This is a genomic window from Streptacidiphilus carbonis, assembly GCF_000787775.1.
GTDB classification, from domain to species: domain Bacteria; phylum Actinomycetota; class Actinomycetes; order Streptomycetales; family Streptomycetaceae; genus Streptacidiphilus; species Streptacidiphilus carbonis.
This window is the reverse complement of sequence record NZ_BBPM01000007.1, coordinates 146,647-171,236: the sequence shown is the minus strand read 5'-3', so window position 1 is coordinate 171,236 and position 24,590 is coordinate 146,647. Positions and strand designations below refer to the sequence as shown.

Here is a 24,590-nt window from a genome sequence, read left to right as displayed (position 1 = left end):
ACCGACCGCAGGAGGTGCACGCGGAGGCGGACGCGACTGGACGGCGTGGATGAGGGACGACGGGGCAGGGATGGCGCTGTGTCGGCGAGAGCCTACTACCTGTGGGCGCGTCAGTTCGAGCTTCGTGCAGTTAGAGCACCATCGACCGGACCGCACCCGCCGAACCACCGCCGACCCGGCCGCGCCGACCCGCGTCAACCCGCCCCGACCCGCGTCGAAGGGCCTGACCCCCGCCGACCCGCAGCCGCAGCCGTCAGCCGGCCGCCGCCGCAGCGCACAGCCGCCGCAGCGGGCCGATCACCGCCTCGGGCCGTTCCAGCAGCAGCATGTGCCCGCAGCCCGGCTCGATCTCCAGCCTCGCCCCCGGCAGCTCCTCCACCAGCCGGCGGCTGTGCGCCACCGGGGTGAGCCGGTCCGCGGTGCCGACCACGATCTCCACCGGCAGCTCGTCCAACGCCTGCAGCGCCCCGGCCTTGTCATGGAGCATCAGCGCCGGGAACCAGTCGGCGACGGCGGTCATCGGGCAGGCGTGGATCATCCGGGCCCCGGCCAGCACGGCCTCGCGGGACGCCCTGGGGCCGTAGAGGTAGCGCTTGACCAGGAACGGGTTGACCCGCCCCGCGGGCCCGGGCAGCCGGTCGCGGATCCGCTCGGAGCGCTCCGCGGTGCGCGAGCAGTAGCCGAAGAATGCGGACTCGGCATGGCCCAGCGCCCGCAGCCGCAGTGGTACGCCGGGGCGCCCACGCGGGTCCAGCTGCCCGGCGGAGGTGCTGGTCAGCAGCACCCCGCCGACCCGCTCCGCGAAGAGTTCGGGGCGGGCGGCGGCCAGCGCCATCACGGTCATCCCGCCCATCGAGTGCCCGCCGAGGACCAGCGGACCGCTCGGCGCGGTCTCCGCTATGACCCGCGCGAGGTCCTCGCCCAGCAGGTCGATGCTCCAGGGACGGGCGTTGCCGCCGGTGGAGCCGCCGTGGCCGCGCTGGTCGTAGCGGACCACCCGGACCGCGCCGTCGGCCGACAGCTCCATGGCGTGCCGCTCCCAGGCACTGGCGTCCAGGGTCCAGCCGTGCGCCAGCACCAGGGTGACCGGGGCGTCGTCGGGGCCGTCCGTGCGGACCGCGAGCGCGGCCCCGTCAGCCGTGGTCACGGTGCGCACGGCGGTGGCGGCGGGGACGACTGACATGAACGGCCTCCTACGAACTCCTACTGCGGGGAGAGCGAAACTTACTGACTGGTAAGTTATGACCGGCGCCGACGCCCCGTCAACAGTCCTGCACGATCGATCGCGGGCGACGCGTGCACATCACGTGGAGATCGGGAGTACACCCTGGCCAGGGGTTTTATGACCCGGTAACTTTCGGACAGGTCAGCGCAAATCGGCGCCAGCGACTTTGAGAGGGCAAGTGTTGCGCGAGTTCTCCACCCCGGCTCTCACGGTGCCGCCGACCACTGGCGGTCTCGCCGACTCCGTTTTCGCGACCGCCCTCGCGCAGCCCGACCTGGCCGCCCTGTCCCGGCGCACCGAGGACGGCGGCTGGCAGACCGTCACCGCGGCCGAGTTCCGCGACGAGGTCGTCGCCATCGCCAAAGGCCTGCTGCACCAGGGCGTGCGCTTCGGCGACCGGGTCGCCCTGATGTCCAGAACCCGGTACGAGTGGACGGTGCTGGACTACGCCCTGTGGACCATCGGTGCCCAGCCGGTCCCGGTCTACCCCACCTCCTCCGCCGAGCAGGTCCGCTGGATCCTCGCCGACTCCCAGGCCGTGGCCTGCGTGGTCGAGCACGAGGACCATGCGATGACGGTCGGCTCGGTGGTCGAGGGCCTGCCCCAGCTGCGCAGCATCTGGCAACTGGACTCCGGAGCGCTGCGGGCCCTGGCCCTGGCCGGCCGCGGTGTCCCGGACGAACTGGTGGAGCGGCACCGGCAGGCGGTCACCCCGCAGTCCACCGCGACCGTCATCTACACCTCGGGCACCACCGGCCGCCCCAAGGGCTGCGTACTGAGCCACGCCAACTTCTTCGCCGAGACCGACAACGTGGTGGAGCGCTACCACGATGTCTTCACGAACAAGGCCAGCGAGCAGCCGGCCACCCTGCTGTTCCTGCCGCTCGCCCATGTCTTCGGCCGGATGGTGCAGGTCGCGGCGCTGCGCGCGGGGGTGCGGCTGGCGCACGAGCCCAGCCTGGCGCCGAGCGACCTGATGCCGGCCCTGCAGTCCATGCAACCGACCTTCGTCCTGGCCGTCCCCTACATCTTCGAGAAGCTGATGCAGCGGGCCCGCGAGGCGGCCGAGGAGGCCGGGAAGCTCGGGCCGTTCGACAAGGCGGTGGACGCCGCGGTGCGCTACGCGGCCGCGGTGGAACGGCATGCGTTCGGCGACGGCCCCGGGCCGAGCGCGGCCCAGCGGCTGCAGCACCAGGTCTACGACCGGCTGGTCTACAGCAAGGTACGGGCCGTGCTGGGCGGCCGGGTGCGGCACGCCATGTCCGGCGGCTCGGCGATGAACCGCGAGCTCGGGCTGTTCTTCGCCGGAGCCGGGATCACCGTCTACGAGGGCTACGGCCTCACCGAGTGCACCGCGGCCGCCACCGCGAACCCGCCGGACCGGCCGCGCTTCGGCACCGTCGGACACCCGGTGCCCGGCACCACGGTGCGGATCGCCGACGACGGCGAGGTGTGGATCCACGGCGGACAGGTGTTCCAGGGCTACCTGGGCGACCCGGAGGCCAGCGGGCTGACGCTGCACCAGGGCTGGCTGGCCACCGGGGACCTCGGCCACCTGGACGAGGACGGCTACCTCTCCATCACCGGCCGCAAGAAGGAGATCATCGTCACCAGCAGCGGCAAGAGCGTCGCCCCCGCCGTGCTGGAGGACCGGGTGCGGGCGCATCCGCTGGTGGCCCACTGCATGCTGGTCGGCGACAACCGCCCGTACATCGGCGCGCTCCTGATCCTGGACGCCGACGCGCTGCTGCGGTGGCAGCGCAAGCGCGGCAAGCCGGAGCACTCCGCGGCGACCGCCGCCCGGCAGGACGCCGACCTCAAGGTCGACCTGCAGCGCGCCGTGGCGATGGCCAACACCGCCGTCTCCCGGGCCGAGTCGATCCGTTCCTTCCGGGTGCTGGCAGGCGAGTTCACCGAGGACCGCGGCCTGCTGACGCCCTCGCTGAAGATCCGCCGCCGAGCCGTCCTCAAGGCCTACGCCGGTGACATCGACGCCCTCTACACCCCGGCCGGCGCCTCGTCGTAGACCACCTCCAACTCGAACCCCTGGCCGACGCTAAAACGGGGTACAGCCGAGCGCCGGCAGGACGGGGCCCACTGGCGCTCGGCGGTGTGGATCAGCCCGCGGCGGAGGTGAAGCCGGGGAGGTAGCCGCCGGACTGGCCGGCCGCGGTGGGGTGGTAGGACTCGTCTATCGGCAGGGTGGTGCTGTGCAGCCAGGAGTTGCCGGAGCAGATCTCATGGCCGGTGAAGGCCCCGCGGACGTCCACGAAGGTGAACCCCGCGTTGGCGGCGCGCTTGGCGATCACGCCGTCCAGCTCGTCCGCCGCGCCGTTGATCGCATTGCGCGAGGTGTCGCTGATGCCGAACAGGCAGCTCCCCGGGACCTGGTAGAGGTGCGGGTAGTCCAGCACCACGACCTTGGCGTTGGGGGCGTGCGAGTGGATCGCCGCATAGGTGGCGTCGAGCCTGGCGGCCAGCGGTCCGTTGATGTAGGTCTCGGCGGTGGCCACGGCCGACTGGCAGGAGCTGGTGCCGTCCAGCACGCAGGTCTCCATGGTGCTGGAGAAGCCGGCGTCGTTGCCGCCGATGGTGATGCTGACCAGCCCGGTCGAGCTGCTGAGCGTGGAGAGCTGACCGCTCAGCACATCCGCCGTGGTCGCGCCCGAGCAGGCCGCGAAGGAGAAGGAGGACGGGCTGTGGGCGGTCTGCCACAGGTAGGGGTAGGACTTGGTGCTGCGCTCGCAGGTGCCACTGGAGCTGATGTAGCTGCCGGCGCCGACGCCGCTGGAGTACGAGTCCCCCAGGGCGACGTAGCCGGGCTCGGACGCGTGGGCCGGGGCTGCGGCCAACGCGGTGAAGGCGAGGCCGACGGTGGTGAGGAGGGTCAGGACGGCAGTGCGGAGCGAGCGTGCGCCGGGTGAGCGCATGGGACCTCCACGGCTGATGGGTGGCGCACGGGGTGACGTGCGTCACACACATTTATACCGGCGGGTAACCCATTGTCGATAGTGTGCATGCCATGAATTCTGACGTGTCGTCACCCATCCCCCGGACGATCCGTCAGCCCCCCAGGAACGAGAGCCGGACCGTGCGGTCGGCGTTGTCGACGTTGGTGTCCACCAGGACCACCGACTGCCAGGTGCCCAGGGCGATCCGGCCGTCCACCACCGGGAGGGTGGCGTGCGGGGCGACCAGTCCCGGCACCACATGGTCCCGGCCGTGGCCGGGGCTGCCGTGGCGGTGCCGCCAGCGGTCGTCGGCGGGGAGCAGCTCGCGCAGCGCGGCCAGCAGGTCCTGGTCGCTCCCTGCGCCGGTCTCGATCACGGCGACTCCGGCCGTGGCGTGCGGGACGAACACATTGAGCAGCCCGTCGCGGCCGGCGGCCGCCTCGCGCAGGAAGTCGTCGCACCGGTCGGTGATGTCCACCGCGGCCTCCCGGCCGCCGGTGGTGAGCTCGAACGTCAGCGTGGTGAAGGACATGCCTCCATCTTCATCCATCCCGGTGCTTCGCTCATGCCGGTGCTTCAGTCATGCGGGTGCTTCACTCATGCCGGTGCAGGGCCCCGTGCAGCCCCTGCAGCCAGGAGTGCGACTGCGCCGCCTCGACCTGCTGGTGCAGGTCGCTGGCCGCGTCCAGGGTGGTCCCCAGCGACAGTGCCAGCGCCCCGGCCAGTACCAGCGCGGCCAGCAGTGACGCCCGGCGCCGGCGCGGCGCGGCCCGGCCGTCCAGCATCGCCGCCACCCGGCGCGGCACCGGCCCCGCCGCCATCCGCAGCGCGCCGGCCCCGGCCCCGGCCAGCGCCGCGCGGCCCACCGCACGGGCGACCAGCCGCCGGTCGGCGACCCGTTCGGCGGCCGACTCGTCGGCCCAGCGCTCCAGGCTGTAGGCGGCGCCGTCGCGCAGCGGACGGAGCAGCGGGTGCAGCGCCACGGCCAGGTCGGCCAGCAGCAGGAAGCGGTGGTGCCGACCCGTCAGATGGGCCCGCTCGTGCGCCAGCAGCACCCCGCGCTCATCGAGCGGGAGCGCCTCGATCATCCCGGCGGTGACCACGATCCGGTCCCGGCCGCCCCGGAACAGCCCGCCGGGCAGCGCATACGCGTCCGGCTGCCGGTCCGGCAGCACGATCACATCGCCGTCACGGCCCATGTCACCGCTCACGTCACCGCCCGCGCGGCCGCGGCCCCCGGCGCCGGGACGGGCATGGAGTGCGACCAGTAGCCTGGCCTCGGCGTGCCCTGCCCGGTGCCGCCCCAGCACCCGCAGCGCCCGCAGCGCCAGTACCACCAGCGCCAGCGCGGCGGCGGCCCCGACCGGGACCACCGCTCCCGGCGCCAGGTGCCGGGCGACCGGCAGGTCGAGATGGCCCAGCGCGGCCACGAACGGCAGGTGCAGCAGCGCCGCCACGCTCAGCAGCGCCAGCGCGACCGCCCCGGCGGCGGCCAGCCCGGCCGCGGTCGCGGTGAGCAGCCAGGCGGCGGCCCTGGGCGGCAGCAGATCGGGCAGCGCCCGCACCGAGGGCAGTACCAGCAGCGGTGCCAGCAGCAGCGGCAGCAGCACCGGCGCCCAGACGTCCACGGTCACACCGGGCCCCCTTCGTCGGCGGGGCCGGCCCCGTCCGGCTGCTCCCCGGCCGCGTCCCGGCTGAGCAGGGCGCGCAGCACCTGTTCGTCGTCCTCGCTGAGGCCGGAGACGAAGCGGGCCAGCACGACCGACCGGTCCGCCTCCTTCTCCAGCTCGGAGCGCATCCGCCGGGCCGCGAGCCCCGGCGCGTCCTGCGCCTCCTGAGCCGGTGTGTAGGCGAAGGCGCGACCAACACGCTTGCGCACCACCATCCCCTTCTCGAAGAGCCGGGTGAGAATGGTGTTCACCGTGGTCCGGGCGAGGTCGCCGCCGATGGCACGCTGGATCTCGCCGGGTGTCAGCGCCCGCCCTCCGGCCCAGAGCACGGCGAGGACGCTCGCCTCCAGCTCGCCGGGGTGGCGACGCTGCGGTCCGATCATCGTCAAGGACTTTCACCTCCCACAGGCCGTCCGCTGCTATCCACTAGAGTGGCACTATCGTCTACACACATGTAGACGATAGTGCCCGGCTCGAAACAGTCTCCCCCATCGCAGGAGTGTGACATCCATGGCCCCGGATCCGACGGCCTTGATCAATCTGGCGGTGAACCCGCTGGACGCGAATTCGCTGCTCGCCTCATTCGGGGCGCTCGGCATCGCCGTCGTCCTGTTCGCCGAGACCGGGCTGCTGGTCGGGTTCTTCCTGCCCGGCGACTCGCTGCTGTTCACGGCCGGCCTGCTCTGCACCACCAGCAAGAACGGCGTCCACCTCAACCTCGCCGAGGTGCTGGTCGCCGCCGTGTTCGGCGCGCTGCTCGGCGCCCAGGTCGGCTACGTCCTCGGCGCCAAGGGCGGGAAGGCGCTGCTCGCCCGCAGCAGGAACAAGCACGTGCAGCAGGGCGCGGTCAGGGCCGAGGAGATCCTGGCCAAGTACGGGTACGCCAAGGCGATCGTGCTGGCCCGCTTCATCCCGGTGGTCCGCACCGTGCTCAACCCGATGGCCGGGGCGCTCAGCGTGCCGGTCCGCACCTTCACGCTCTGGCAGGTCGTCGGCGGCCTGCTCTGGAGCGTCGGGGTGACCATGGCCGGCTACGGCCTCGGCAACACCATCCCGAGCATCGACAAGTACCTGCTGCCGATCATCGCCCTGATCGTCGTGGTCTCGCTGATCCCGATCGCCCTCGAACTGCTGCGCAGCCGCAAGGCCCGGGCGGCCCAGTGACCCAGCACTCCCCGCTGCGACTCGCGGCGCTGAACGGCGACTCCATCGACGGCAGCCTGTACCACTGGTTCATCACCCGCGCTGCGGACGCCCCGCACTGGTTCGACGACCTGGTCTCCTTCTACGCGAGCTACGGCCTGGGGCTGTTCGCGTTGATGATGATCTGGTGCTGGTGGCAGGCCCGGCGAGCACGCAGCGCCACCGCGATGGCGCTGGCGCTGGCCGTGCCGGTCGCGGTGGTGCTGGCGTACGTGGTCAACGACATCGTCAAGAGCATCTTCGACGAGGCCCGGCCCTGCCAGGTGATCACCTCACCGGCGACACTGCAGCCCTGCCCCGGCGTCGGCGACTGGGCCTTCCCCAGCAACCACTCCGCGATCGCCGCGGCGGCGGCCGCGGCGGTGTGGCTCATCAGCCGCCGACTCGCGGCCGTAGCGACGCTGGCCGCGCTGGTGATGGGGTTCTCCCGGATCTGGGTCGGCGCCCACTACCCGCACGACGTCCTGGTCGGCTTCGCCGTCGGAGCGGTGGTGGCCGTCCCGGTGATGCTGGTCGCCAGACGCTATGCGCCGCCTCTGGTCGTGCGCCTGGAGTCCGGGTTCCTGCGCCCGCTGCTCACCGCGTAGGGCTTTCCGGTGCGCCCCGCGTCCCTTGGCAGGTGCAACTTGCTCACAGAGGTTCAGTTGCAGCCCGACAGGGGCGCGGGGCCCTGCTCGATTCCTCAGAGGTCGATCCCCTGCCCGGGGGCCAACCGCTCGTACCCGGTGTCCTTGGCCAGCATGCCGATGAACCGCTCGACACCCGCCAACCCCAGCGGGCTCAACAGCACATCGTGCAGCGCCAGTGCCCGCTCCGCGCCGACCGCCCTGGCGTAGTCCGCGACCTCCCCGGTCTTGGACCAGGGCGCGTGCACCGGCAGCAGCAGCGTCGGGACGGGCCGGTCGGGGACGGTCAGCGCGTCCCCGGGATGGAACACCTTGCCGTCCACGGCGAAGCCGACATTGCCGACGCGCGGAATGTCCGGGTGGATCAGCGCGTGCCACTCGCCGTGCACCTGGACCTCGAACCCGGCCGCGGTGAACGCGTCCCCGTCGCCGACCCGGTGCACCCGCCCCGCGCCGAGGCCGGTCAGTTGGCCGGCGACGTCGCCGTTGGTCCAGATCTCCAGCGCGGGGTTCGCCTCGGCGGCGGCCCGCAGCCGGGACTCCTCGAAGTGGTCGAAGTGCTCATGGGTGACCAGGACGGCGTCGGCCCCGTCCAGCGCCTCCGGCTCCGAGTAGACACCGGGGTCGAGCACCAGGGTCCGGCCGTCCTTCTCCAGACGGACGCAGGAGTGGGTCATCTTGGTGAGGCGCATGGCTCTCCTCGTCGGTTCACGCGGTCGTGGCGCTGTCACTTCATGATCAGTACCATCCTGCACCCTTCCCGGGAATCGGGGTATCAGCCGCGGAAGGCCAGGGAGTTCGAGACGGCGGAGTAGACCGCGGTGTAGGCGCCGGCGTTCGCGGGGAAGTGCAGGAAGGTCACCGTGAGCACGTAGGCGTGCCTGGCCGTGACGATGTACTCCTCCATGGCCTGGTCGTCGGTGGCCGTGCCGGGGCAGAGGTTCCCGCCGTCCTCGCGCGCGGTGGTGTAGGAGTAGGCGAACTGGTAGCCGTTGGGCGCGCCCGGGTGCAGCACCGGACGCTCCTGGGAGACCCAGGAGAAGCCGGCCATCCCGGTGCTGGAGCTGACGCAGCTGGTCGAGGCGGACTGCAGCGCCTTCACCCGGGCGTCGGCCAGCTCCTGCGCGCTCCTGCCGCCGCTGTCCAGCACCCTCAGATCGACCTTGGCGTTGCCGTCCTTGCTGAGCCAGGTCGCGGCGGTGTCGCCGGGGCTGCCGGCGTAGTCCCCGGGCACCGCGACCGCGACCGACCCCCCGTCCAGGGCGTAGGACGTGTAGCCGGCCGGCTTCTTCGCCGGCGTCACCGGCCCGCCGCCGAGCGAGCCGGTCAGGTACGAGACCAGGAAGCCGCCGCCGACGGCCACCACGGCCGCCCCCGCCACCAGCGACCGGCCGCCCCAGCTGGAGCTGTAACCGCGCAGCCGCCCCGGCAGCTGCTCGGCGGACGGCAGCGGCGGCACCGCGGCACCGCCCGCGTCCGCAGCCACCCGCGTCCGCGGCAGGCCGCCGCTGCCGCTGCCGCCACCGCTCCCCAGGACCATCGTCCGCGCGCCGGGCTCCTGCGCCGTCGCGCCGCCCCGCTCCTCCGCCGCCGTCCGCAGCAGTTCGCGCGCGGTCGACGCGTCCGGCCGCCGGTCCGGCTCCTTCGCCAGCAGCAGGCTGATCACCGGCCGGAGCCGCCCGGCCCGGCGCGGCTCCGGCAGCGGGTCCTGGACGATGGAGAACAGCGACGCCTCCGGCGCGCTGCGCCGGAACGGGTGCGTCCCCTCGACGGCCTCGTAGAGCACCAGCCCCAGCGCCCACAGGTCCCCCGCCGGCTCCGCGCGCCGCCCGGTGGCCCGCTCCGGCGAGAGGTACGGCAGCGATCCCACCAGCTGCCCGGTGCGGGTCAGATCGGCCTGCCCGTCGATCCGGGCGATGCCGAAGTCGGTGAGCAGCGCCTGTCCGCCGGGCGTCAGCATGATGTTCCCGGGCTTGACGTCCCGGTGGACCACCCCGGCCGCGTGCACCGCGGCGAGGGCGTCGGCGATCTGCGCGCCGATCCGGGCCGCCTCCGGCGCCCCGATGGTCCCGGCGGCCAGCCGGTCGGCCAGGCTCTCCCCGTCGATCAGCTCCATCACCAGCCAGGGGCAGCCGTCCACCGTCTCGATGTCGTGCACCCGCACCACATGCGGATGGCTGATCGCGGCCGCGGCCTGCGCCTCCCGTTGCATCCGCCGGAACAACTCGTCCCGTGCGGCGGCCTCCAGGCTCTCCGGGACCAGCGGCTCCTTCACGGCCACATAGCGCCGCATCCGCTCGTCCATGGCACGCCAGACCGTGCCCATTCCCCCGTGCCCGAGCCGTTCGATCAGCCGGTAGCGCCCGCCCACCAGCCGCGGCCCCGCCGTATCGGCCCCCGTCGGCCGCCACCCGTCAGTCATGCGCGCCATCCTCGCGAACGAGGACTGCGCGGCCTACGCGTTGCCGGAAGGTGTGTCGGTTCCGTTACGCACGAAGCGAGGCCACCATCACGAACTCGTTGTACTTGAAACGGCGCCCGGCAGGCCTCGGCAGCGGGAAGGAGTAGCCCCGGACGACCTCCAGTCCGGCGTTCTCGACATGGGCGCGCAGCCCGTCCAGGTCGATGTAGCGGACATGCGTCGTATCGCTGGCGAAACCGGCCTCCTGAGGGGTGATCAGGACGACCTTGCCGCCTGGCTTGATCGAGGGCAGGTAGGTCACCAGCAGCTCCTCGGCGACCGACTGCTCCAGGTGCTCCAGCACATGGGCGCAGAGCATGCTGTCGAAGCTGGCCGGCCTGCCGTCCTCGGACGCGAAGAAGTCGTCCGGGACATAGGCGTTGAGGCCGCGCGCCCTGGCTGCCGCCACCGAGTGCTCGTTGTGGTCCACTCCCACGCTCTCCGGCGAGCAGCTCAGCAGATTGCGTCCGAGGCCGCAGCCCACGTCCAGCACCCGGCCCAGGCCGAGCCTGCGCAGATTCCAGCGGTAGGGGGCCTGCGTCGGCAGCAGTCGCTTGAATCCGGAGGACTCCAAGGTCGCCAGTCGCTCGGTGTACTCAGGAAGTGCCGTACGCGCTCCGGCGTCGTCAGAAGCGTTGTGCGAAGTGCTCTGTACCAGCTTGTCCATCAGGTGACACCTTTGCGTAATGGAAGTGCTCGCTGTAACCCGGCGTAATCGCCGAGCGTAGCGGTTTCCGGCTGGCTCGGCGACGTCTCATCTCCCGGTTCGGCGCTCGACCCTGCTTCGCTTGACCGTGCGGAACCGCCGCGCCACCTGCCTGGCCAGGTCCGCCGCGCCGACCAGTCCGGCCTCGTTGCCCAGCCGGGCCAGCACGATGTCCGCCTCGGGTCGGAAGCCGCGACCGGTGAGGTTGCGCCGGAAGGCCTCCCTGGCCGGGCCGATCAGCAGCTCGCCGGCCGCCGAGACCCCGCCGCCGACGACGAAGCGGCCCGGGTCCAGAGCCGCGGCCAGATTGGCGATGCCCAGGCCGAGCCAGTGGCCGACCTCCTGGAGCAGTTCGACCGCCACCGCGTCGCCCTGCTGCGCCGCCTCGGTGACCAGCGGCCCGGTGATCAGGCCGACGTCCCCGTCGACCCGGTCCAGCAGCGGCTGGGCGACCGGGGACTCGGCGGCGGCCAACTCCCTGGCCTCACGGACCAGGGCGTTGCCGGAGGAGTACTGCTCCCAGCAGCCGCGGTTGCCGCACGGGCAGCGCAACCCGCCCGGCACCACGGTCATATGGCCGAACTCCCCGGCCATGCCGTACCGCCCGCGCTCCAGCCAACCGTCGCGGACGATGGCGCCGCCGATGCCGGTGCCCAGGTTCACCATCACCAGATGGTCGGTGCCGGCCCCGGCCCCGAAGCGCCACTCGGCCCAGGCGGCGGCGTTGGCGTCGTTCTCGACCACCACCGGGAGCCGGAGCCGGGAGCTGAGGGCGTCCCGCAGCGGTTCGTTGCGCCAGGACAGGTGCGGGGCGAAGAGCACCCTGGACCGGTCGGAGTCGACGAATCCGGCGGCGCCGATGCCCACCGCGTGCACATCGTGACGGTCCGCGAGTGCCAGCACCAGATCGGTGATGGTGTCCTCGACCACCTTGGGGCTCTTGCTCTTGTGCGGGGTCTCGGTGCGCAGTTGCTCCAGGATCCGCCCCTCGCCGTCCACCACCCCGGCGGCGATCTTCGTGCCCCCGATGTCGATGCCCACCGTGGGCAGCCGCAGCAGTCCGGGCCGGGGGGCGCCGTCGCGGCGCGGCGGGGTGCGGCGTCCCACCGAGCCGCCCCGTGCCGAGAAGTCCAGGCCGGAGGCCCGGAGGCCGGTGGCGCGGATGTAGGGACTGCGCGGGTTCGTCACGTCGTCGGTTCCGTTCCTTCACCGGGGTCTGCCGGCACGCCTCCGGCCGACTGCGCGGAGTCCGCCGACTCTATGCCGGCCGCCCAGGGGGTCCGGGCGGGTCCGGGGGTCGTTCCCCGAGTGATCGTAGTACCCCGGCGCGCCGCAGCTCATGGCTGAGTTCGGCGAGTTCGGAGCCTCCGGCCATCTCGGCCGTCAGCTGCTCCAGGGTGATCTCCGCCCTGGTGTGGCTCCCTGCTGTCCTGCCCCTCTTCAGCAGCAGGAAACGGTCTCCGACGAGGTGGGCATGGTGCGGGTTGTGGGTGATCAGCACCACGCCCAGCCCCTGATCCCGGGCGGAGGCGACGTATTTGAGCACCACCCCGGACTGCTTGACCCCCAGCGCGGCCGTGGGCTCGTCCAGGACCAGCACTTTCGCCCCGAAGTGGACGGCGCGGGCGATGGCGGTGCACTGCCGCTCGCCGCCGGACAGGGTGCCGATGGGCTGGTCGACGTCGCGCAGGTCGATGCCCATCCGCAGCAGCGCCTCCCGGGCGGTGGCGCGCATCGCCGGGACGTCCAGCCTGGCGGTCGCCCCCCGGCCGCGCTGCAGCTCCGAGCCGAGGAAGAAGTTGCGCCAGACCGGCATCAGCGGCACCACGGCCAGGTCCTGGTAGACGGTGGCGATGCCCCGGTCCAGCGCCTGCCGCGGCGAGGAGAGCCTGACCTCCTCGCCGGAGATCCGGTACGAGCCGGCGTCGTGCGGGTGCAGCCCGGCGACCACCTTGATCAGGGTGGACTTGCCGGCGCCGTTGTCGCCCAGCACGCAGCTGATCGCCCCCGCCTCGACCACCAGGTCCACGTCGCGCAGCGCCAGCACATGGCCGTAGTTCTTGCCGATCCCGGTGAGCTCCAGCAGCGGGGCGGCCGGCGCCGGGTCGGCCTGTACCGCGTCCGCCTGCGTCGGGCCGGTCATCCGCGCTCCGCCCGGCGCCGCACCCAGGAGTTGAGCAGGGTGGCCAGCAGCAGCATCGCGCCCAGGAAGAACTTGAACCAGTCCGGGTCCCACTGGGCGTAGACGATGCCCTTGCTGGTCATCCCGAAGATCGCCGCGCCCAGCGCCGAGCCGGCCGCCGAGCCGTAGCCGCCGGTGATCAGGCAGCCGCCGATGACGGCCGCGACGATGTAGATCAGCTCATTGCCGACGCCCTCCCCCGACTGCACCGTGTCGAAGGAGAACAGCAGGTGCTGGCCCAGGATCCAGGCGCACAGCCCCACCCCCAGGTACAGCGCGATCCTGGTCCGCCCGACCGGCACCCCCACCGCGCGCGCCGCGTCGGCGTCCCCGCCGACGGCGAAGATCCAGTTGCCGAACCGGGTGCGCAGCAGGATCCAACTGGCCGCCAGGACCAGCCCCAGCCACCACCACACGGTCGCCCGCACGGTCAGCCCGCCGACGGTGAACGAGCCGGCGAACAGCCAGGCACAGGAGCGGTAGCCCTGCATGTCGGCGATGGACTTGGTCGCCACCGTGCCGTCCACCAGCTTGGTCACCCCCAGGTTGGCGCCGGTCAGCATCAGGAAGGTGCCCAGGGTGACGATGAAGCTGGGCAGCCGGGTCCGGGTGAGCACCCAGCCGTTGAACAGCCCGATGCCCAGGGTGACCAGCAGCGAGACCGCCACCCCGACCCAGGTCACCGCGGTGAACTGGTACGAGACCATGGACGAGGCCAGCGCCGCGGTGGTCACCAGCACCCCGGCCGACAGGTCGAACTCGCCGCCGATCATCAGCAGCGCCACCGGCACCGCCATGATGCCGATGGTGGAGGCCGAGTAGAGCACCGTGCCCAGCGCCCCGGCGGTGATGAAGGTGCTGGTGACGACGGCGAAGAAGAGGAACACCGCCGCCGCCCCGACCAGCGCCCCCAGCTCCGGACGCCCCATCAGCCGGCGCACCCCGGAGCGCGGCGCCAGCCGCTCGTCCTCCCCCGCCGCCAGCAGGTCGGGGCCGGTCACCGGGTGCCCCTGGCCACGTACTGGGCCAGCGCGGGCGCGTCCTTCCGGGTGAGGATCTGCGGTCCGGTCGCCACCGGGCTGCCGCCGCCCAGCACATTGAGGTTGTACTTGTAGAGCCAGAGCAGGTCCACGCCCTCGTAGCCCTGCAGATAGGGCTGCTGGTCGACGGCGAATCCGACCGTCCCGGCCTGCAGCCCGGCGACCACCTGGCTGCTGAGGTCGAAGGTGTCGGTCTCGGTGCTGCCGCCCGCCCGGCCCGCCTCGGTGACCGCCTGCAGCGCGGTGGCGGCCAGCGGCGCGCTCAGCGTCAGCACGGTGTCCACCGACGGGTCAGCCTGCAGCTTGGCGGCGATCGCCGCCTTGGCGTCGGGGAGGTCGGTGCCGTTGACGTAGAGCACCTGCAGCGGGCCGCCGAAGTCCGCCTTGGCGCCGTTGCAGCGCTGCTCCTGGCCGACGTTGCCCTGCTCGTGGATGACGCACAGCACGTTCTTGCGCCCGCGCTGCCTCAGCTCGGCCCCGGCGGCCTTCCCTGCCGTGGACTCGTCCTGGCCGACATGGGTGAGCGCGCCGAACTTCGCCGCGTACTGCTCGCCCGAGTTGATGCTGATCACCGGGATCCCGGCCGCCTCGGCCCGCGCCAGCACGTCCTTCATCGCATCGCCCTTGGCCAGGGTGACGATCAGCCCGTCCACCTTCTGGTCGACGGCGGCCTGAACCAACTGCACCTGGTTGGCGGTGTTGGCGTCGTTGGAGTAGACGAAGGTGATGTTGTCCTTGGCGGCGGCCTGTTCGGAGCCCTTGCGGACGGTGTCCCAGAAGGAGTCGCCGCTGCCGGCGTGGGTGACCATGGCGAAGGTCCAGCGCGGGGTGCCGACCCCGGATCCGCCCCCGGCCGCGGCCGAGGAGCGGGCGGCCTCCTCGGCGCGCAGCCCGCCGGTGCTGCTGCAGCCGGACAGCAGCAGGGCCGCGGCCAGCGCGGCGGCGAACGGCAGGGGACGGCGCATGGCCCCAGTCTGCGGTGCCGGACGGTCGGCCGCCGTCCGCGTTCGCCCGCCCGGGTGACTGGGCGTCAGGCGAAATGTCCCGAACGGTCAGGAGAGCTCAGGAGAGTTCCAGGGCCAGGTAGAAGTCCACCCGGTCCTCCAGCTTGGACAGGTCCCGCCCGGTCAGCTCCTCGATACGTCCGATCCGGTACCGCAGCGTGTTGACGTGCACGTGCAGCGCGGCGGCGCAGCGGGTCCAGGAGCCGTCGTAGCGCAGGAAGGCGCCCAGGGTGCGGACCAGGTCCGCCTGGTGCTCCAGGTCGTAGCCGATGACCTTGTCCAGCAGCCTGCTGCGGAAGGCCCGCCGCACCTCGTCGGGGACGGCGGCGAGCAGCAGCACGTGCGAGGCCAGCTCCTCCGGGCCGCTGACGCAGATCCGGCCGACCCGGGAGGCCGCGATCCGGCGGGCGTGCCGGGCCTCCTCCAGCGCGCCGCGCAGCCCGCCGGTCGAGGCGGCCGGGGCGCTGGCCCCCAGGGTCAGCCGTCCGTCCGCGCCCAGCCCGGCCTCCAGCGGCCCCAACAGCCCCCGCAGCCGCTCCGCCAAGGACGCGCCGCCGGACGGCTCGGGGACCAGCACGATCGCCCCGGTCCCGCCGCCGCCGATCAGCGCCCGGTCGTCGGCGCCGGTCAGCGCCTCCACCAGGGCGGCCCTGGCGGCACCCTCGGGCAGGCCGTGGCCCTCGGCGGAGACCACCACCCAGTGCTCCGGGGCCGCGCTCCCACCGGCGCTCTGCGCCATCGCCAGCGAGGCCTCCAGGGCCCGGCCGAGCTCCTCCGGCGGCGCGTCCCGCTGCAGCAGCGTGATCACCTCGTCGGCCAGCCGGATCCGCAGCCTGCGGCTCTCGTCCCGGCGCTCCCGCTCGGCCCCGGCCAGCCTGGCCAGGTTCTCGGCGAGCTGCTGCCGCTTGGGCGTCCACTCGGTGACATCGCCCTCGACCGCCAGCAGCCACTGCGCCAGCAGCCCGGTGCCCTCCCCGGCCACCGGCAGCAGCGAGAACTGCCGGTTGCCGACCCTGGCCCGGACCGACGGGCCGGGGCGGCGGCGCTGGCCGTCCAGGTGCGCCCGGGCCAGTTGGTCCCGTTCGGCGTCGTTGAGCCGCTCGGGTGGTCCGGCGACCACCCGGCCGCTGGGGGTGAGCACCCAGCAGTCCAGGTCCAGGTCGCCGCCGAGCAGCTCCAGCACCGCGTCAAGACCGGCCCCGCCGCTGGCGGAGACCAGCGCCCGGTGCCGGTCCACCAGCGCCGACAGGTCGGCGGCCCGGTCCGCCGACACCTGGCGCACCACGTATTCGGTGAGCTGCGCGAAGGCCACGTCCTCGGGCACCGCGAACAGCGGCATCCGATGCCGCTCGCAGGCCGCGACCAGGTCCTCGGGCACCGGCCCGACCTCGGCCTCGCCCGCCGCCAGACCGACCGCGCCGGCGGCGGCGAGGCCCCGGACGAACCGCTCCGAGTCCTCGGCGCCGGTGCGCCACAGCATCCCGGTGAGCACCAGCTCCCCGCCCTGCAGGTACCGCCCGGGATCGTGCAGATCGGTGGTCATCACCCCGGAGACCACCCGGTCCAGCTCCTCCCGCCCCGCCAGCAGCCGCAACCGCGGCGCGGCAGGCGCGAGCAGTGCTCCGATCCGCACGGCGGTACCTCCAGGTTGCAGGTTGACGTTTTGTGGCAACCGCGCACGTTACCCGACCCAACCCTCCGGGCAGCAACCCCAGCGCCCCGATAGGGGCGCGGGGCTGTGCCTGCTGAAAAGCGTGCGCGAACATCAACCACCCCCCAAGGATCACCCGGTCACGGCTCGGTCACCTGGCGAGCCCCCGCCGAACCAGCAACGGCTCCACCTCCGGCCCCCGCCCCCGGAACGCCGCGAACGCGGCCAGCGCGTCCTTGCTCCCGCCCACCGACAGCAGCTCCCGGCGGAAGATCTCCCCGCTCTCCCGGATGGTCTTCCCGTTCTCCTTGAACCACTCCACCGTGTCCGCGTCCAGCACCTCCGACCAGATGTAGCCGTAGTACCCGGCCGCGTACCACTCGCCGGAGAAGATGTGCGCGAAGTAGCCGCTGCGGTACCGCACCGGGATCTCCGGCATGGCCACCCCGTACCGCTCCAACGCCGCCCGCTCGAACGCCTCCACCGCGGCCGCGGTCCCGTGCGGAGCCTCCTCGGCGGGGACCGTGTGCCACGCCCAGTCGAGCAGCGCCGCGGCCAGGTACTCCACCGTGCGGAACCCCTCACCGAAGGCCTCGGCCTGCTTCATCCGCTCGACCAGACCGGCCGGCATGGCCTCCCCGGTGACGTGGTGCCTGGCGAAGTTGTCGAGCACCAGCGGCCACTCGGCCCACATCTCGTTCACCTGCGAGGGGTACTCGACGAAGTCCCTGGCCACCTCCGTCCCGGCCACCAGCGGGTAGCGCACGTCGGAGAGCAGCCCGTGCAGCGCGTGGCCGAACTCGTGGAACAGCGTGGTGACCTCGTCCCAGCTGAGCAGCGCGGGCTCGCCCGCCGGCGGCTTGACGATGTTGAGGTTGTTGACCACCACCGGCCGCCGGTCCAGCAGGTGCGACTGGGTCACCAGCTCGTTCATCCAGGCGCCGCCGCGCTTGGACTCACGGGCGAACCAGTCGCCGATGAACAGGCCGATCGGGCTGCCGTCGGCGTCCGTCACCTCGAAGACCCGGGCCTCCGGGTGGTAGCCGGCCAGGTCGGTGCGCTCGGTGAAGGTGATCCCGTAGACCTGCTCGGCGGCGAAGAACGCGCCGTTGCGGATCACCGACTCCAGCTCCAGGTAGGGCCGCATCACCGAGGCGTCGACCTGGTAGCGGGCCTTGCGGACCTTCTCGGACCAGTACTTCCAGTCGGCGGCCTCGATCTGCTCAACCCCGGCCTCGGCCGCCAGTGCCTCGGCCTCCCGACGGGCGTTGGCGACGGCCGGGCCGACCAGTCCGGTCAGCATGGACTCGACCGCCTCCACCGTGCCCGCGGTCTGGTCCCTGACCACGTAGTCGGCGTGGCTCTCGAAGCCCAGCAGCGCGGCGCGCTCGGCCCGGAGCACCACCATCCGGCGGATCAGCGCGGGGTTGGACGCGGCTCCGCGTCCCAGCGAGGCGGCCAGCAGCCGGCGCCGGACGGTGGGATCGTCCAAGGACTCCAGCTCGGGCTGGTTGCTGTAACTCTTCAGGCTGAGCACGTACTTGCCGTCGTGCCCCAGCGCCGTCCCGTTCTCGGCGGCCGCCGCGATCGCGCTCGCGGGGAGTCCGGCCAGCTCATCGGCGGTGTCCAGGACCAGCGCCGCAGCCCGGGTGTCGGCGAAGACGTTCTGCTCGAAGGCGGTCTGCGCGGAGGCCAGTTCGGCGTTGATCTCCTTCAGCCGGTTCCGCTCGGCCTCCCCGAGCCGGGCCCCGGCCCGGACGAAGCGGGCGTGGTAGCGCTCCAGGACGTGCTCCGACTCCGGGTCGAGCCGCAGCTCGGCGCGCTGCTGGTAGAGCGCGTCGATCCGGGCGAAGAGGGCCTGGTCCAGGTTGATCGCGTCGCTGTGCGCGGCCAGCCGGGGGCTGGTCTCCGCGTCCACCGCCTGCAGGACGGGGCTGGTGTCGGAGGAGGTGACGTTGAAAAAGGCCAGCGACACCCGGTTCAGCACCGCGCCTGAGCGCTCCAGAGCCTCGATGGTGTTCTCGAAGGTCGGCGGCTCGGGGCTGCCGGCGATGGCGGCGACCTCGGCGAGCTGCTCGGCCATGCCCGCCTCGAACGCGGGCAGGTAGTGCTCCTCGCGGATCTCCGTGAAGGGCGGCAGCTCGAACGGCAGCGTGCTGGGGCTCAGGAAGGGGTTGCTCATCCGCCAGACACTACGCCTCGGGGTGGCAGCCCAGCTCCCCAATTCCCGCACGGGTCCTGCCGGTGACGTCCGCGTGAACAGCCGGCGAGGCGTTGGAGAAAAGTACAGCGCTTCCGGTGGGTCCGTACCGGGGGCTTCATGCCATCAGTGACTGCCGACACACCCCTTGACGCTTGTGTACTGCTCACAACCCCGCATCACGGCAACGCAGCCGAAAGCCCACCCCCCGGTGGACCCCCCACAGCACGACACACCGCACGTCTGACGAAGGAGTCACCGCATGGAGTTCCTGCGGCCCGCCACCTGGGACGAGGCACTCGCGGCGAAGGCCGAGAACCCGTCCGCGCTGCCGATCTCCGGCGGCACCGATGTGATGGTCGAGCTCAACTTCGACCGCCACCGCCCCGGCGCCCTGCTCGACCTGAACCGCATCACCGAGCTCACCACGTGGGAGTCGGGGACCTACGAGGGCCAGGAGGGCGAGGTGATCCGGCTCGGCTCCGCCGTGCCCTACGCCAGGATCACCAAGGAGCTGTCCGGGCCGCTGCAGGGCCTGTCCATCGCGGGCAACACGGTCGGCTCCCCGCAGATCCGCAACCGGGGCAGCGTGGGCGGCAACCTGGGCGGGGCCTCCCCCGCCGGTGACGCCCACCCCGCCCTGCTGGCGGCCGGCAAGGACGTCTTCGTCGAGGCCGAGTCGGTGCGCGGTACCCGGCTGATCGCGATCGACGACTTCTACGTCGGGGTCAAGCGCAACAGCCTGGAGCCGGACGAGCTGATCCGGGCGATCCGGATCCCGGTCGCCGACGGACCGCAGCAGTTCTCCAAGATCGGCACCCGCAACGCCATGGTCATCGCGGTCTGCGCGTTCGGCTTCGCGCTGCACCCCAAGAACGGCACGGTCGGCACCGGCATCGGCTCCGCCGCGCCCACCCCGCGCCGCGCCGCCGAGGCCGAGCAGTTCCTCGCGGACGAGCTCGCCTCGCGCGGCCTGTGGGAGAGCGGCGGCCTGATCGGCCCGGCCGCCGTCCAGCGCTTCGGCGAACTGGTCTCCGCCGCCGCCTCCCCCATCGACGACGTGCGCGGCAGCGCGGCCTACCGCCGCCACGCCCTCGCGGTGATGGCCCGGCGCACCCTGACCTGGACCTGGAACGAGTACACGCAGTCCCTGAGGAGCGCAGCAGCATGAGGGTGACCTTCAACGCCAACGGCCGTCCGGTCGAGGCAGACGATGTCTGGGAGGGCGAGAGCCTGCTGTTCATGCTGCGCGAGCGGCTGGGCCTGCCGGGTTCCAAGAACGCCTGCGAGCAGGGCGAGTGCGGCTCCTGCACGGTCTACCTGGACGGCGCGCCGGTCTGCAGCTGCCTGGTGGCGGCCGGCCAGGTGCAGGACCGCGAGGTCCGCACCGTCGAGGGCCTGGCCGACGACGAGAGCGGGCTGGACCCGGTGCAGCAGGCGTTCATCGACGCCGGCGCCGTCCAGTGCGGCTTCTGCACCCCCGGGCTGCTGGTGCAGACCCACGACCTGCTGGAGCGCGAGCCGCAGCCCAGCGACAGCGACATCCGCGAGGCCCTGTCCGGCAACCTCTGCCGGTGCACCGGCTACGAGAAGATCATGGACGCCGTCCGCCTCGCCTCCGCCCGCAAGTGCAGCGACGCCTCGGAGGTGTCCCAGTGAGTGCCCGCAACTCCTCCACGCGCACGATCCGCGGCGAGAAGAACCTCCAGGAGATCACCACCGCCCACCCGGACGGCATCGGCGGCTCCCCGCTGCGCCCGGACGGGACGCTGAAGGTCAAGGGCGAGTTCGCCTACTCGTCCGACCTGTGGCACGAGGACATGCTGTGGGGGATGGCGCTGCGCTCGCCGCACTCCCACGCGAAGATCCTCTCCATCGACACCACCGAGGCGCTGACCCAGCCCGGCGTCTACGCGGTGCTGACCCACGAGGACATCCCCGGATCCAAGTACTACGGCCTGGAGATCCAGGACCAGCCCGCGCTGGCCTTCGGCAAGGTCCGCTACCACGGCGAGGCGGTGGCCATCGTCGCCGCCGACCACCCGGAGACCGCGCGCCGCGCGCTGGCGAAGATCAAGGTCGAGTACGAGGTGCTGCCCCCGATCACCACCGAGGAGCAGTGCCTGGACCCGGAGACCCACGGCTACGTCCACGAGCCGCACGAGTACCGCGGCCACGCCTCCGGCAACATCGTGCACTCGCAGAAGGTCGTCTCCGGCCTCGGCGTGAACGAGGACGTGCGGGCGATGGCCGATGTCGTGGTCGTCGGCGAGTACGAGGTCGGCATGCAGGACCAGGCCTTCCTCGGCCCGGAGTCCGGCCTGGCGGTGCCCGCCGAGGACGGCGGCATCGACCTCTACATCGCCACCCAGTGGCTGCACGTGGACCGCGAGCAGGTCGCACCGGTGCTCGGGCTCCCCGAGAACAAGGTCCGGCTCACCCTGGCCGGCGTCGGCGGCGCCTTCGGCGGCCGCGAGGACCTGTCCATGCAGATCCACGCCTGCCTGCTGGCGCAGCGCACCGGCAAGCCAGTCAAGATCGTGTACTCCCGCGAGGAGTCCTTCTTCGGGCACGTCCACCGCCACCCGGCGAAGATGCGCTACGAGCACGGCGCCACCCGCGACGGCAAGCTCGTCTACATGGACGCCCGGATCGTGCTGGACGGCGGCGCCTACGCCTCCGCCTCCCCGGCCGTGGTCGGCAACGCCTCCTCGCTGAGCGTGGGACCGTACGAGATCCCCAACGTCAACGTGCTGGCCATCGCCCTCTACAGCAACAACCCGTCCTGCGGCGCGATGCGCGGCTTCGGCGCGGTGCAGGCCTGCTTCGCCTACGAGACCCAGCTGGACAGGCTGGCCGCGAAGCTGGGGATGGACCCGGTGGAGCTGCGCCAGCTGAACGCCGTCTCGCAGGGCTCGCACCTGCCCACCGGCCAGGTCATCGACGCCCCGGCGCCCGTCGCCGAGCTGCTGCAGAAGGTCAAGGACCTGCCGCTGCCGCCGGCCCTGGACACGACCCACCTGGACATCCGCGAGCTGCCCGGCGCGCTGTCGAACACCTCGCACGGCGAGGGCATCGTCCGCGGCGTCGGCTACGCGGTGGGGCTGAAGAACGTCGGCTTCTCCGAGGGCTTCGACGACTACTCCACCGCCCGGGTCCGGCTGGAGGTCATCGGCGGCGAGCCGGTCGCCATGGTGCACACCGCGATGGCCGAGGTCGGCCAGGGCGGCGTCACCGTGCACGGCCAGATCGCCCGCACCGAGCTGGGCGTGGAGCGGGTCACCATCCACCCGGCCAACACCGAGGTCGGCTCGGCGGGCTCCACCTCCGCCTCCCGGCAGACCTACATGACCGGCGGCGCGGTGAAACTAGCCGCCGAGGCGGTCCGCAACGAGCTGTTCAACCTGGGGCGTTCGCGCTACGGCTGGACCTACAACGACCTCTCGCTGATCGGCGGCAAGGTCGTCTCCGCCTCGGCCGGCGTGCTGATCTCCATGGTGGACCTGCTCGGCGACCAGGCGATCGACCTGACCCGCGAGCACCACCACCGGCCCACCGTCCCCTTCGACAAGGAGACCGGGCAGGGCTTCGGCCACGTCCAGTACACCTTCTGCGCACACCGCGCGGTGGTGGACGTGGACGTGGAACTGGGCCTGGTGAAGGTGGTCGAGCTGGCCGCGGCGCAGGACGTCGGCAAGGCGCTGAACCCGCTGTCGGTGATCGGGCAGATCCAGGGCGGCTCCACCCAGGGCCTCGGCCTGGCCGTGATGGAGGAGATCATCACCAGGGACGGGAAGGTGCGCAACCCCTCCTTCACCGACTACCTGATCCCCACCATCCTGGACACCCCGCCGCAGCCGGTGGAGATCCTGGAGCTGGCCGACCCCAACGCCCCGTACGGGCTGCGCGGCGTCGGCGAGGCCCCCACCCTCTCCTCCACCCCGGCAATCGTCTCGGCCATCCGCGCCGCGACCGGCCTGGCCCTGAACCGGGTGCCGGTCCGTCCCGAGCACATCACCGGGACCTGAGGAGCCATCACATGAACCTCCCCGGGGCGGTCGTCCTGTCTTCCCACAGCCCCGCCCCGGGGTTGCACCACCCAGCGCACCACCTGCACCACCTGCACCACCTGCACCACCTGCACCACCTGCACCACCACGCTGCGCACCACCCCGCGCAGCGCCCCGCGCACGACCGGATCAGCATCACCGCCCGTACACCGCTCTCGCCGGAGCAGTACGGCCGGACAGCGAAAGCACCAAGTGCGAGCCGCACCGTCCCCTGTTCCCCCACCAGACGGGCCACCAGGCCGGCCGCGAGCCCCACCCCAACCCCCTATGAACCTTGGGAGTGGAACCCGTGACCCAGATCCCCACGGAATCCAGAGTCTCTGCCGAGCACGACGCGGACGCGTCCCCGGCAAGCCCGGCGCCGAAGAGTGCGCTGGACGCCTACTTCAAGATCAGTGCCCGTGGCTCGTCCATCGGCAACGAGATCCGCGGCGGCCTCACCACCTTCATGGCGATGGCCTACATCCTGCTGCTGAATCCGCTCATCCTCTCGGTCGCGGACGTCAACGGCGGCCATCTGAACCACGCTCAGGTCACCACCGCCACCGCCCTGGCGGCCGCGGTCACCACCATCCTGCTCGGCGTGGTCGGCAACGCCCCGCTCGCGGCGGCCGCCGGTCTCAGCGTCTCCAACACCCTCGCCGCGGTCATGGCCCCCCATGTCACCTGGCCGCAGGCGATGGGTCTCTGCGTGATCTACGGCCTGCTGATCGTGATCATGGTCGTCTCCGGCCTCCGAGAGATGATCATGAACGGCATCCCGCTGGCGATCAAGCACGCGATCACCATCGGCATCGGACTGTTCATCGCCCTGATCGGCCTGGTCAACGCCGGTTTCGTGAGCCGGGTCCCGGACTCGGCGCACTCCGACACCCCGGTCCAGCTGGGCGCCATCGGCAACCTCTCCGGCTGGCCGGTGCTGATCTTCGCCATCACGCTGCTGTCGATCTTCGTGCTCCAGGTCCGCAAGGTCCGCGGCGCGATCCTGATCGGCATCGCCATCGGCACCGTGCTCTCGCTGATCCTGCAGGCGGCGCTGAACCTGCCCGCCAGCACCTGGGGCCTGTCCGTGCCCAAGTGGCCCGGCAACCCGGTCTCCGCACCGAACTTCGGGCTCTTCGGCCACATCGACGTATTCGGCGCCTTCGGCGCGCACAGCATGGGCGCGCTGAGCGCCGGCTTCGCGGTCTTCACCCTGGTCCTGGCCGGCTTCTTCGACGCCATGGCCACCATCATCGGCATCGGCAACGAGGCCGGACTGGCCGACAAGCAGGGCCGGATGCCGGGCCTGTCCAAGGCCCTGCTGGTGGACGGCGCCGGCGGCATGATCGGCGGCGTCGCGGGCGCCTCCGGCCAGACCGTCTTCATCGAGTCGGCCACCGGTGTCGGCGACGGCGCCAGGACCGGCTTCGCCAGCGTGATCACCGGCACCGTCTTCGCGGCGATGCTCTTCTTCACCCCGCTGGCCGGGATGGTCCCCGGCCAGGTCGCCGCGGCGGCCCTGGTGGTCATCGGCTCGATGATGCTCAGCCAGGCCCGCCACATCGACTGGGGCGACCGCGAGGTGGCCGTCCCGGCCTTCCTCACCATCGCCCTGATGC

General features: G+C 72.2%; 21 protein-coding genes. 7 read left to right on the top strand and 14 right to left on the bottom strand.

Translation table 11 applies throughout. The features are described 5' to 3' along the window. Positions 1-253 precede the first annotated feature (253 nt). Positions 254-1,183 carry an alpha/beta fold hydrolase gene (locus tag TR46_RS08095; RefSeq protein ID WP_042396028.1) on the bottom strand — a complete coding sequence of 310 codons (930 nt, stop codon included), beginning with the start codon at positions 1,181-1,183 and terminating at the stop codon, positions 254-256. 223 nt (positions 1,184-1,406) lie between these two features. On the opposite strand from TR46_RS08095, the gene TR46_RS08090 reads away from it, so the two are divergent. Continuing rightward, positions 1,407-3,251, top strand: coding sequence for an AMP-dependent synthetase/ligase (locus TR46_RS08090; RefSeq protein ID WP_042396220.1), 1,845 nt, complete (start codon positions 1,407-1,409; stop codon positions 3,249-3,251). 91 nt (positions 3,252-3,342) lie between these two features. Here the strand turns inward: TR46_RS08090 and TR46_RS08085 are convergent, their stop codons facing one another. The 4 genes from TR46_RS08085 to TR46_RS08070 all read right to left on the bottom strand — a co-directional run bounded on the left by TR46_RS08085 (position 3,343) and on the right by TR46_RS08070 (position 6,229). Next, positions 3,343-4,155, bottom strand: coding sequence for an SGNH/GDSL hydrolase family protein (locus TR46_RS08085; protein WP_042396025.1), 813 nt, complete (start codon positions 4,153-4,155; stop codon positions 3,343-3,345). 133 nt (positions 4,156-4,288) lie between these two features. After that, on the bottom strand, positions 4,289-4,708 hold the full coding sequence (locus TR46_RS08080) for a secondary thiamine-phosphate synthase enzyme YjbQ (protein WP_174505102.1): 420 nt from the start codon (positions 4,706-4,708) through the stop codon (positions 4,289-4,291). Positions 4,709-4,769: 61 nt separating this feature from the next. Then, the gene (locus TR46_RS08075) at positions 4,770-5,810 is read right to left on the bottom strand and encodes a M48 family metalloprotease (RefSeq protein ID WP_042396021.1); all 1,041 of its coding nucleotides are present in this window, start codon (positions 5,808-5,810) and stop codon (positions 4,770-4,772) included. Continuing rightward, positions 5,807-6,229 (bottom strand): BlaI/MecI/CopY family transcriptional regulator, encoded by a 423-nt coding sequence (locus TR46_RS08070; protein WP_042396019.1) that lies wholly within the window; start codon positions 6,227-6,229, stop codon positions 5,807-5,809. Before TR46_RS08070 ends, TR46_RS08075 begins: the two co-directional genes overlap by 4 nt. A 127-nt stretch (positions 6,230-6,356) precedes the next feature. Here TR46_RS08070 and TR46_RS08065 point away from each other — a divergent pair, with 127 nt between their 5' ends. Further along, positions 6,357-7,010, top strand: coding sequence for a DedA family protein (locus tag TR46_RS08065; protein ID WP_042396016.1), 654 nt, complete (start codon positions 6,357-6,359; stop codon positions 7,008-7,010). Further along, positions 7,007-7,636 carry a phosphatase PAP2 family protein gene (locus TR46_RS08060; protein WP_042396013.1) on the top strand — a complete coding sequence of 210 codons (630 nt, stop codon included), beginning with the start codon at positions 7,007-7,009 and terminating at the stop codon, positions 7,634-7,636. The genes TR46_RS08065 and TR46_RS08060 overlap by 4 nt, the downstream gene beginning before the upstream one ends. A gap of 95 nt (positions 7,637-7,731) precedes the next feature. Here TR46_RS08060 and TR46_RS08055 read toward each other — a convergent pair whose 3' ends face one another. The 9 genes from TR46_RS08055 to TR46_RS08015 all read right to left on the bottom strand — a co-directional run bounded on the left by TR46_RS08055 (position 7,732) and on the right by TR46_RS08015 (position 18,901). Next, a complete protein-coding gene (locus TR46_RS08055; RefSeq protein WP_042396010.1) occupies positions 7,732-8,367 on the bottom strand; it encodes an MBL fold metallo-hydrolase in 636 nt (211 codons plus the stop codon). Between the two features lie 83 nt (positions 8,368-8,450). Then, positions 8,451-10,097, bottom strand: coding sequence for a serine/threonine-protein kinase (locus TR46_RS37740; protein ID WP_052432616.1), 1,647 nt, complete (start codon positions 10,095-10,097; stop codon positions 8,451-8,453). Positions 10,098-10,161: 64 nt separating this feature from the next. Beyond that, positions 10,162-10,803 carry a class I SAM-dependent methyltransferase gene (locus TR46_RS08045; protein ID WP_042396009.1) on the bottom strand — a complete coding sequence of 214 codons (642 nt, stop codon included), beginning with the start codon at positions 10,801-10,803 and terminating at the stop codon, positions 10,162-10,164. 87 nt (positions 10,804-10,890) lie between these two features. Continuing rightward, positions 10,891-11,949: an ROK family glucokinase gene (locus TR46_RS08040; RefSeq protein WP_042396214.1), complete on the bottom strand. Its 1,059-nt coding sequence runs from the start codon at positions 11,947-11,949 to the stop codon at positions 10,891-10,893. 151 nt (positions 11,950-12,100) lie between these two features. Then, on the bottom strand, positions 12,101-12,985 hold the full coding sequence (locus TR46_RS08035) for an ATP-binding cassette domain-containing protein (RefSeq protein WP_042396007.1): 885 nt from the start codon (positions 12,983-12,985) through the stop codon (positions 12,101-12,103). Further along, positions 12,982-13,953, bottom strand: coding sequence for an ABC transporter permease (locus TR46_RS08030; RefSeq protein WP_084718096.1), 972 nt, complete (start codon positions 13,951-13,953; stop codon positions 12,982-12,984). The genes TR46_RS08035 and TR46_RS08030 overlap by 4 nt, the downstream gene beginning before the upstream one ends. Positions 13,954-14,021: 68 nt before the next feature. Continuing rightward, entirely contained in the window at positions 14,022-15,029 is a 1,008-nt protein-coding gene (locus TR46_RS08025) for a sugar ABC transporter substrate-binding protein (RefSeq protein WP_042396001.1), read from the bottom strand. A gap of 97 nt (positions 15,030-15,126) precedes the next feature. After that, complete coding sequence (locus TR46_RS08020; protein WP_042395999.1) at positions 15,127-16,701, bottom strand: PucR family transcriptional regulator; 1,575 nt, start codon at positions 16,699-16,701, stop codon at positions 15,127-15,129. 169 nt (positions 16,702-16,870) lie between these two features. Further along, positions 16,871-18,901, bottom strand: coding sequence for a M3 family metallopeptidase (locus TR46_RS08015; protein WP_052432615.1), 2,031 nt, complete (start codon positions 18,899-18,901; stop codon positions 16,871-16,873). A gap of 280 nt (positions 18,902-19,181) precedes the next feature. On the opposite strand from TR46_RS08015, the gene TR46_RS08010 reads away from it, so the two are divergent. The 4 genes from TR46_RS08010 to TR46_RS07995 form a co-directional block, all read left to right on the top strand. Next, a complete protein-coding gene (locus tag TR46_RS08010; RefSeq protein ID WP_042395995.1) occupies positions 19,182-20,090 on the top strand; it encodes an FAD binding domain-containing protein in 909 nt (302 codons plus the stop codon). Then, positions 20,087-20,578, top strand: coding sequence for a (2Fe-2S)-binding protein (locus TR46_RS08005; protein WP_042395992.1), 492 nt, complete (start codon positions 20,087-20,089; stop codon positions 20,576-20,578). The genes TR46_RS08010 and TR46_RS08005 overlap by 4 nt, the downstream gene beginning before the upstream one ends. A 26-nt stretch (positions 20,579-20,604) precedes the next feature. After that, entirely contained in the window at positions 20,605-22,947 is a 2,343-nt protein-coding gene (pucD, locus tag TR46_RS08000) for a xanthine dehydrogenase subunit D (RefSeq protein WP_042396210.1), read from the top strand. Between the two features lie 331 nt (positions 22,948-23,278). Further along, positions 23,279-24,590: NCS2 family permease (locus TR46_RS07995; protein ID WP_042396208.1), on the top strand; the 1,312-nt coding region annotated here is incomplete at its 3' end.

Excerpts from the sequence above, each read along its gene's own strand:
- TR46_RS08005 (WP_042395992.1), top strand. The coding sequence starts at position 20,087 with ATGAGGGTGACCTTCAACGCCAACGGCCGTCCGGTCGAGGCAGACGAT.
- TR46_RS08025 (WP_042396001.1), bottom strand. The coding sequence starts at position 15,029 with ATGCGCCGTCCCCTGCCGTTCGCCGCCGCGCTGGCCGCGGCCCTGCTG.
- TR46_RS08065 (WP_042396016.1), top strand. The coding sequence starts at position 6,357 with ATGGCCCCGGATCCGACGGCCTTGATCAATCTGGCGGTGAACCCGCTG.
- TR46_RS08055 (WP_042396010.1), bottom strand. The coding sequence starts at position 8,367 with ATGCGCCTCACCAAGATGACCCACTCCTGCGTCCGTCTGGAGAAGGAC.
- TR46_RS37740 (WP_052432616.1), bottom strand. The coding sequence starts at position 10,097 with ATGACTGACGGGTGGCGGCCGACGGGGGCCGATACGGCGGGGCCGCGG.
- TR46_RS08035 (WP_042396007.1), bottom strand. The coding sequence starts at position 12,985 with ATGACCGGCCCGACGCAGGCGGACGCGGTACAGGCCGACCCGGCGCCG.
- TR46_RS08015 (WP_052432615.1), bottom strand. The coding sequence starts at position 18,901 with ATGAGCAACCCCTTCCTGAGCCCCAGCACGCTGCCGTTCGAGCTGCCG.
- TR46_RS08095 (WP_042396028.1), bottom strand. The coding sequence starts at position 1,183 with ATGTCAGTCGTCCCCGCCGCCACCGCCGTGCGCACCGTGACCACGGCT.
- TR46_RS08070 (WP_042396019.1), bottom strand. The coding sequence starts at position 6,229 with ATGATCGGACCGCAGCGTCGCCACCCCGGCGAGCTGGAGGCGAGCGTC.
- TR46_RS08080 (WP_174505102.1), bottom strand. The coding sequence starts at position 4,708 with ATGTCCTTCACCACGCTGACGTTCGAGCTCACCACCGGCGGCCGGGAG.
- TR46_RS08045 (WP_042396009.1), bottom strand. The coding sequence starts at position 10,803 with ATGGACAAGCTGGTACAGAGCACTTCGCACAACGCTTCTGACGACGCC.
- TR46_RS08010 (WP_042395995.1), top strand. The coding sequence starts at position 19,182 with ATGGAGTTCCTGCGGCCCGCCACCTGGGACGAGGCACTCGCGGCGAAG.
- TR46_RS08085 (WP_042396025.1), bottom strand. The coding sequence starts at position 4,155 with ATGCGCTCACCCGGCGCACGCTCGCTCCGCACTGCCGTCCTGACCCTC.
- TR46_RS08030 (WP_084718096.1), bottom strand. The coding sequence starts at position 13,953 with ATGGGGCGTCCGGAGCTGGGGGCGCTGGTCGGGGCGGCGGCGGTGTTC.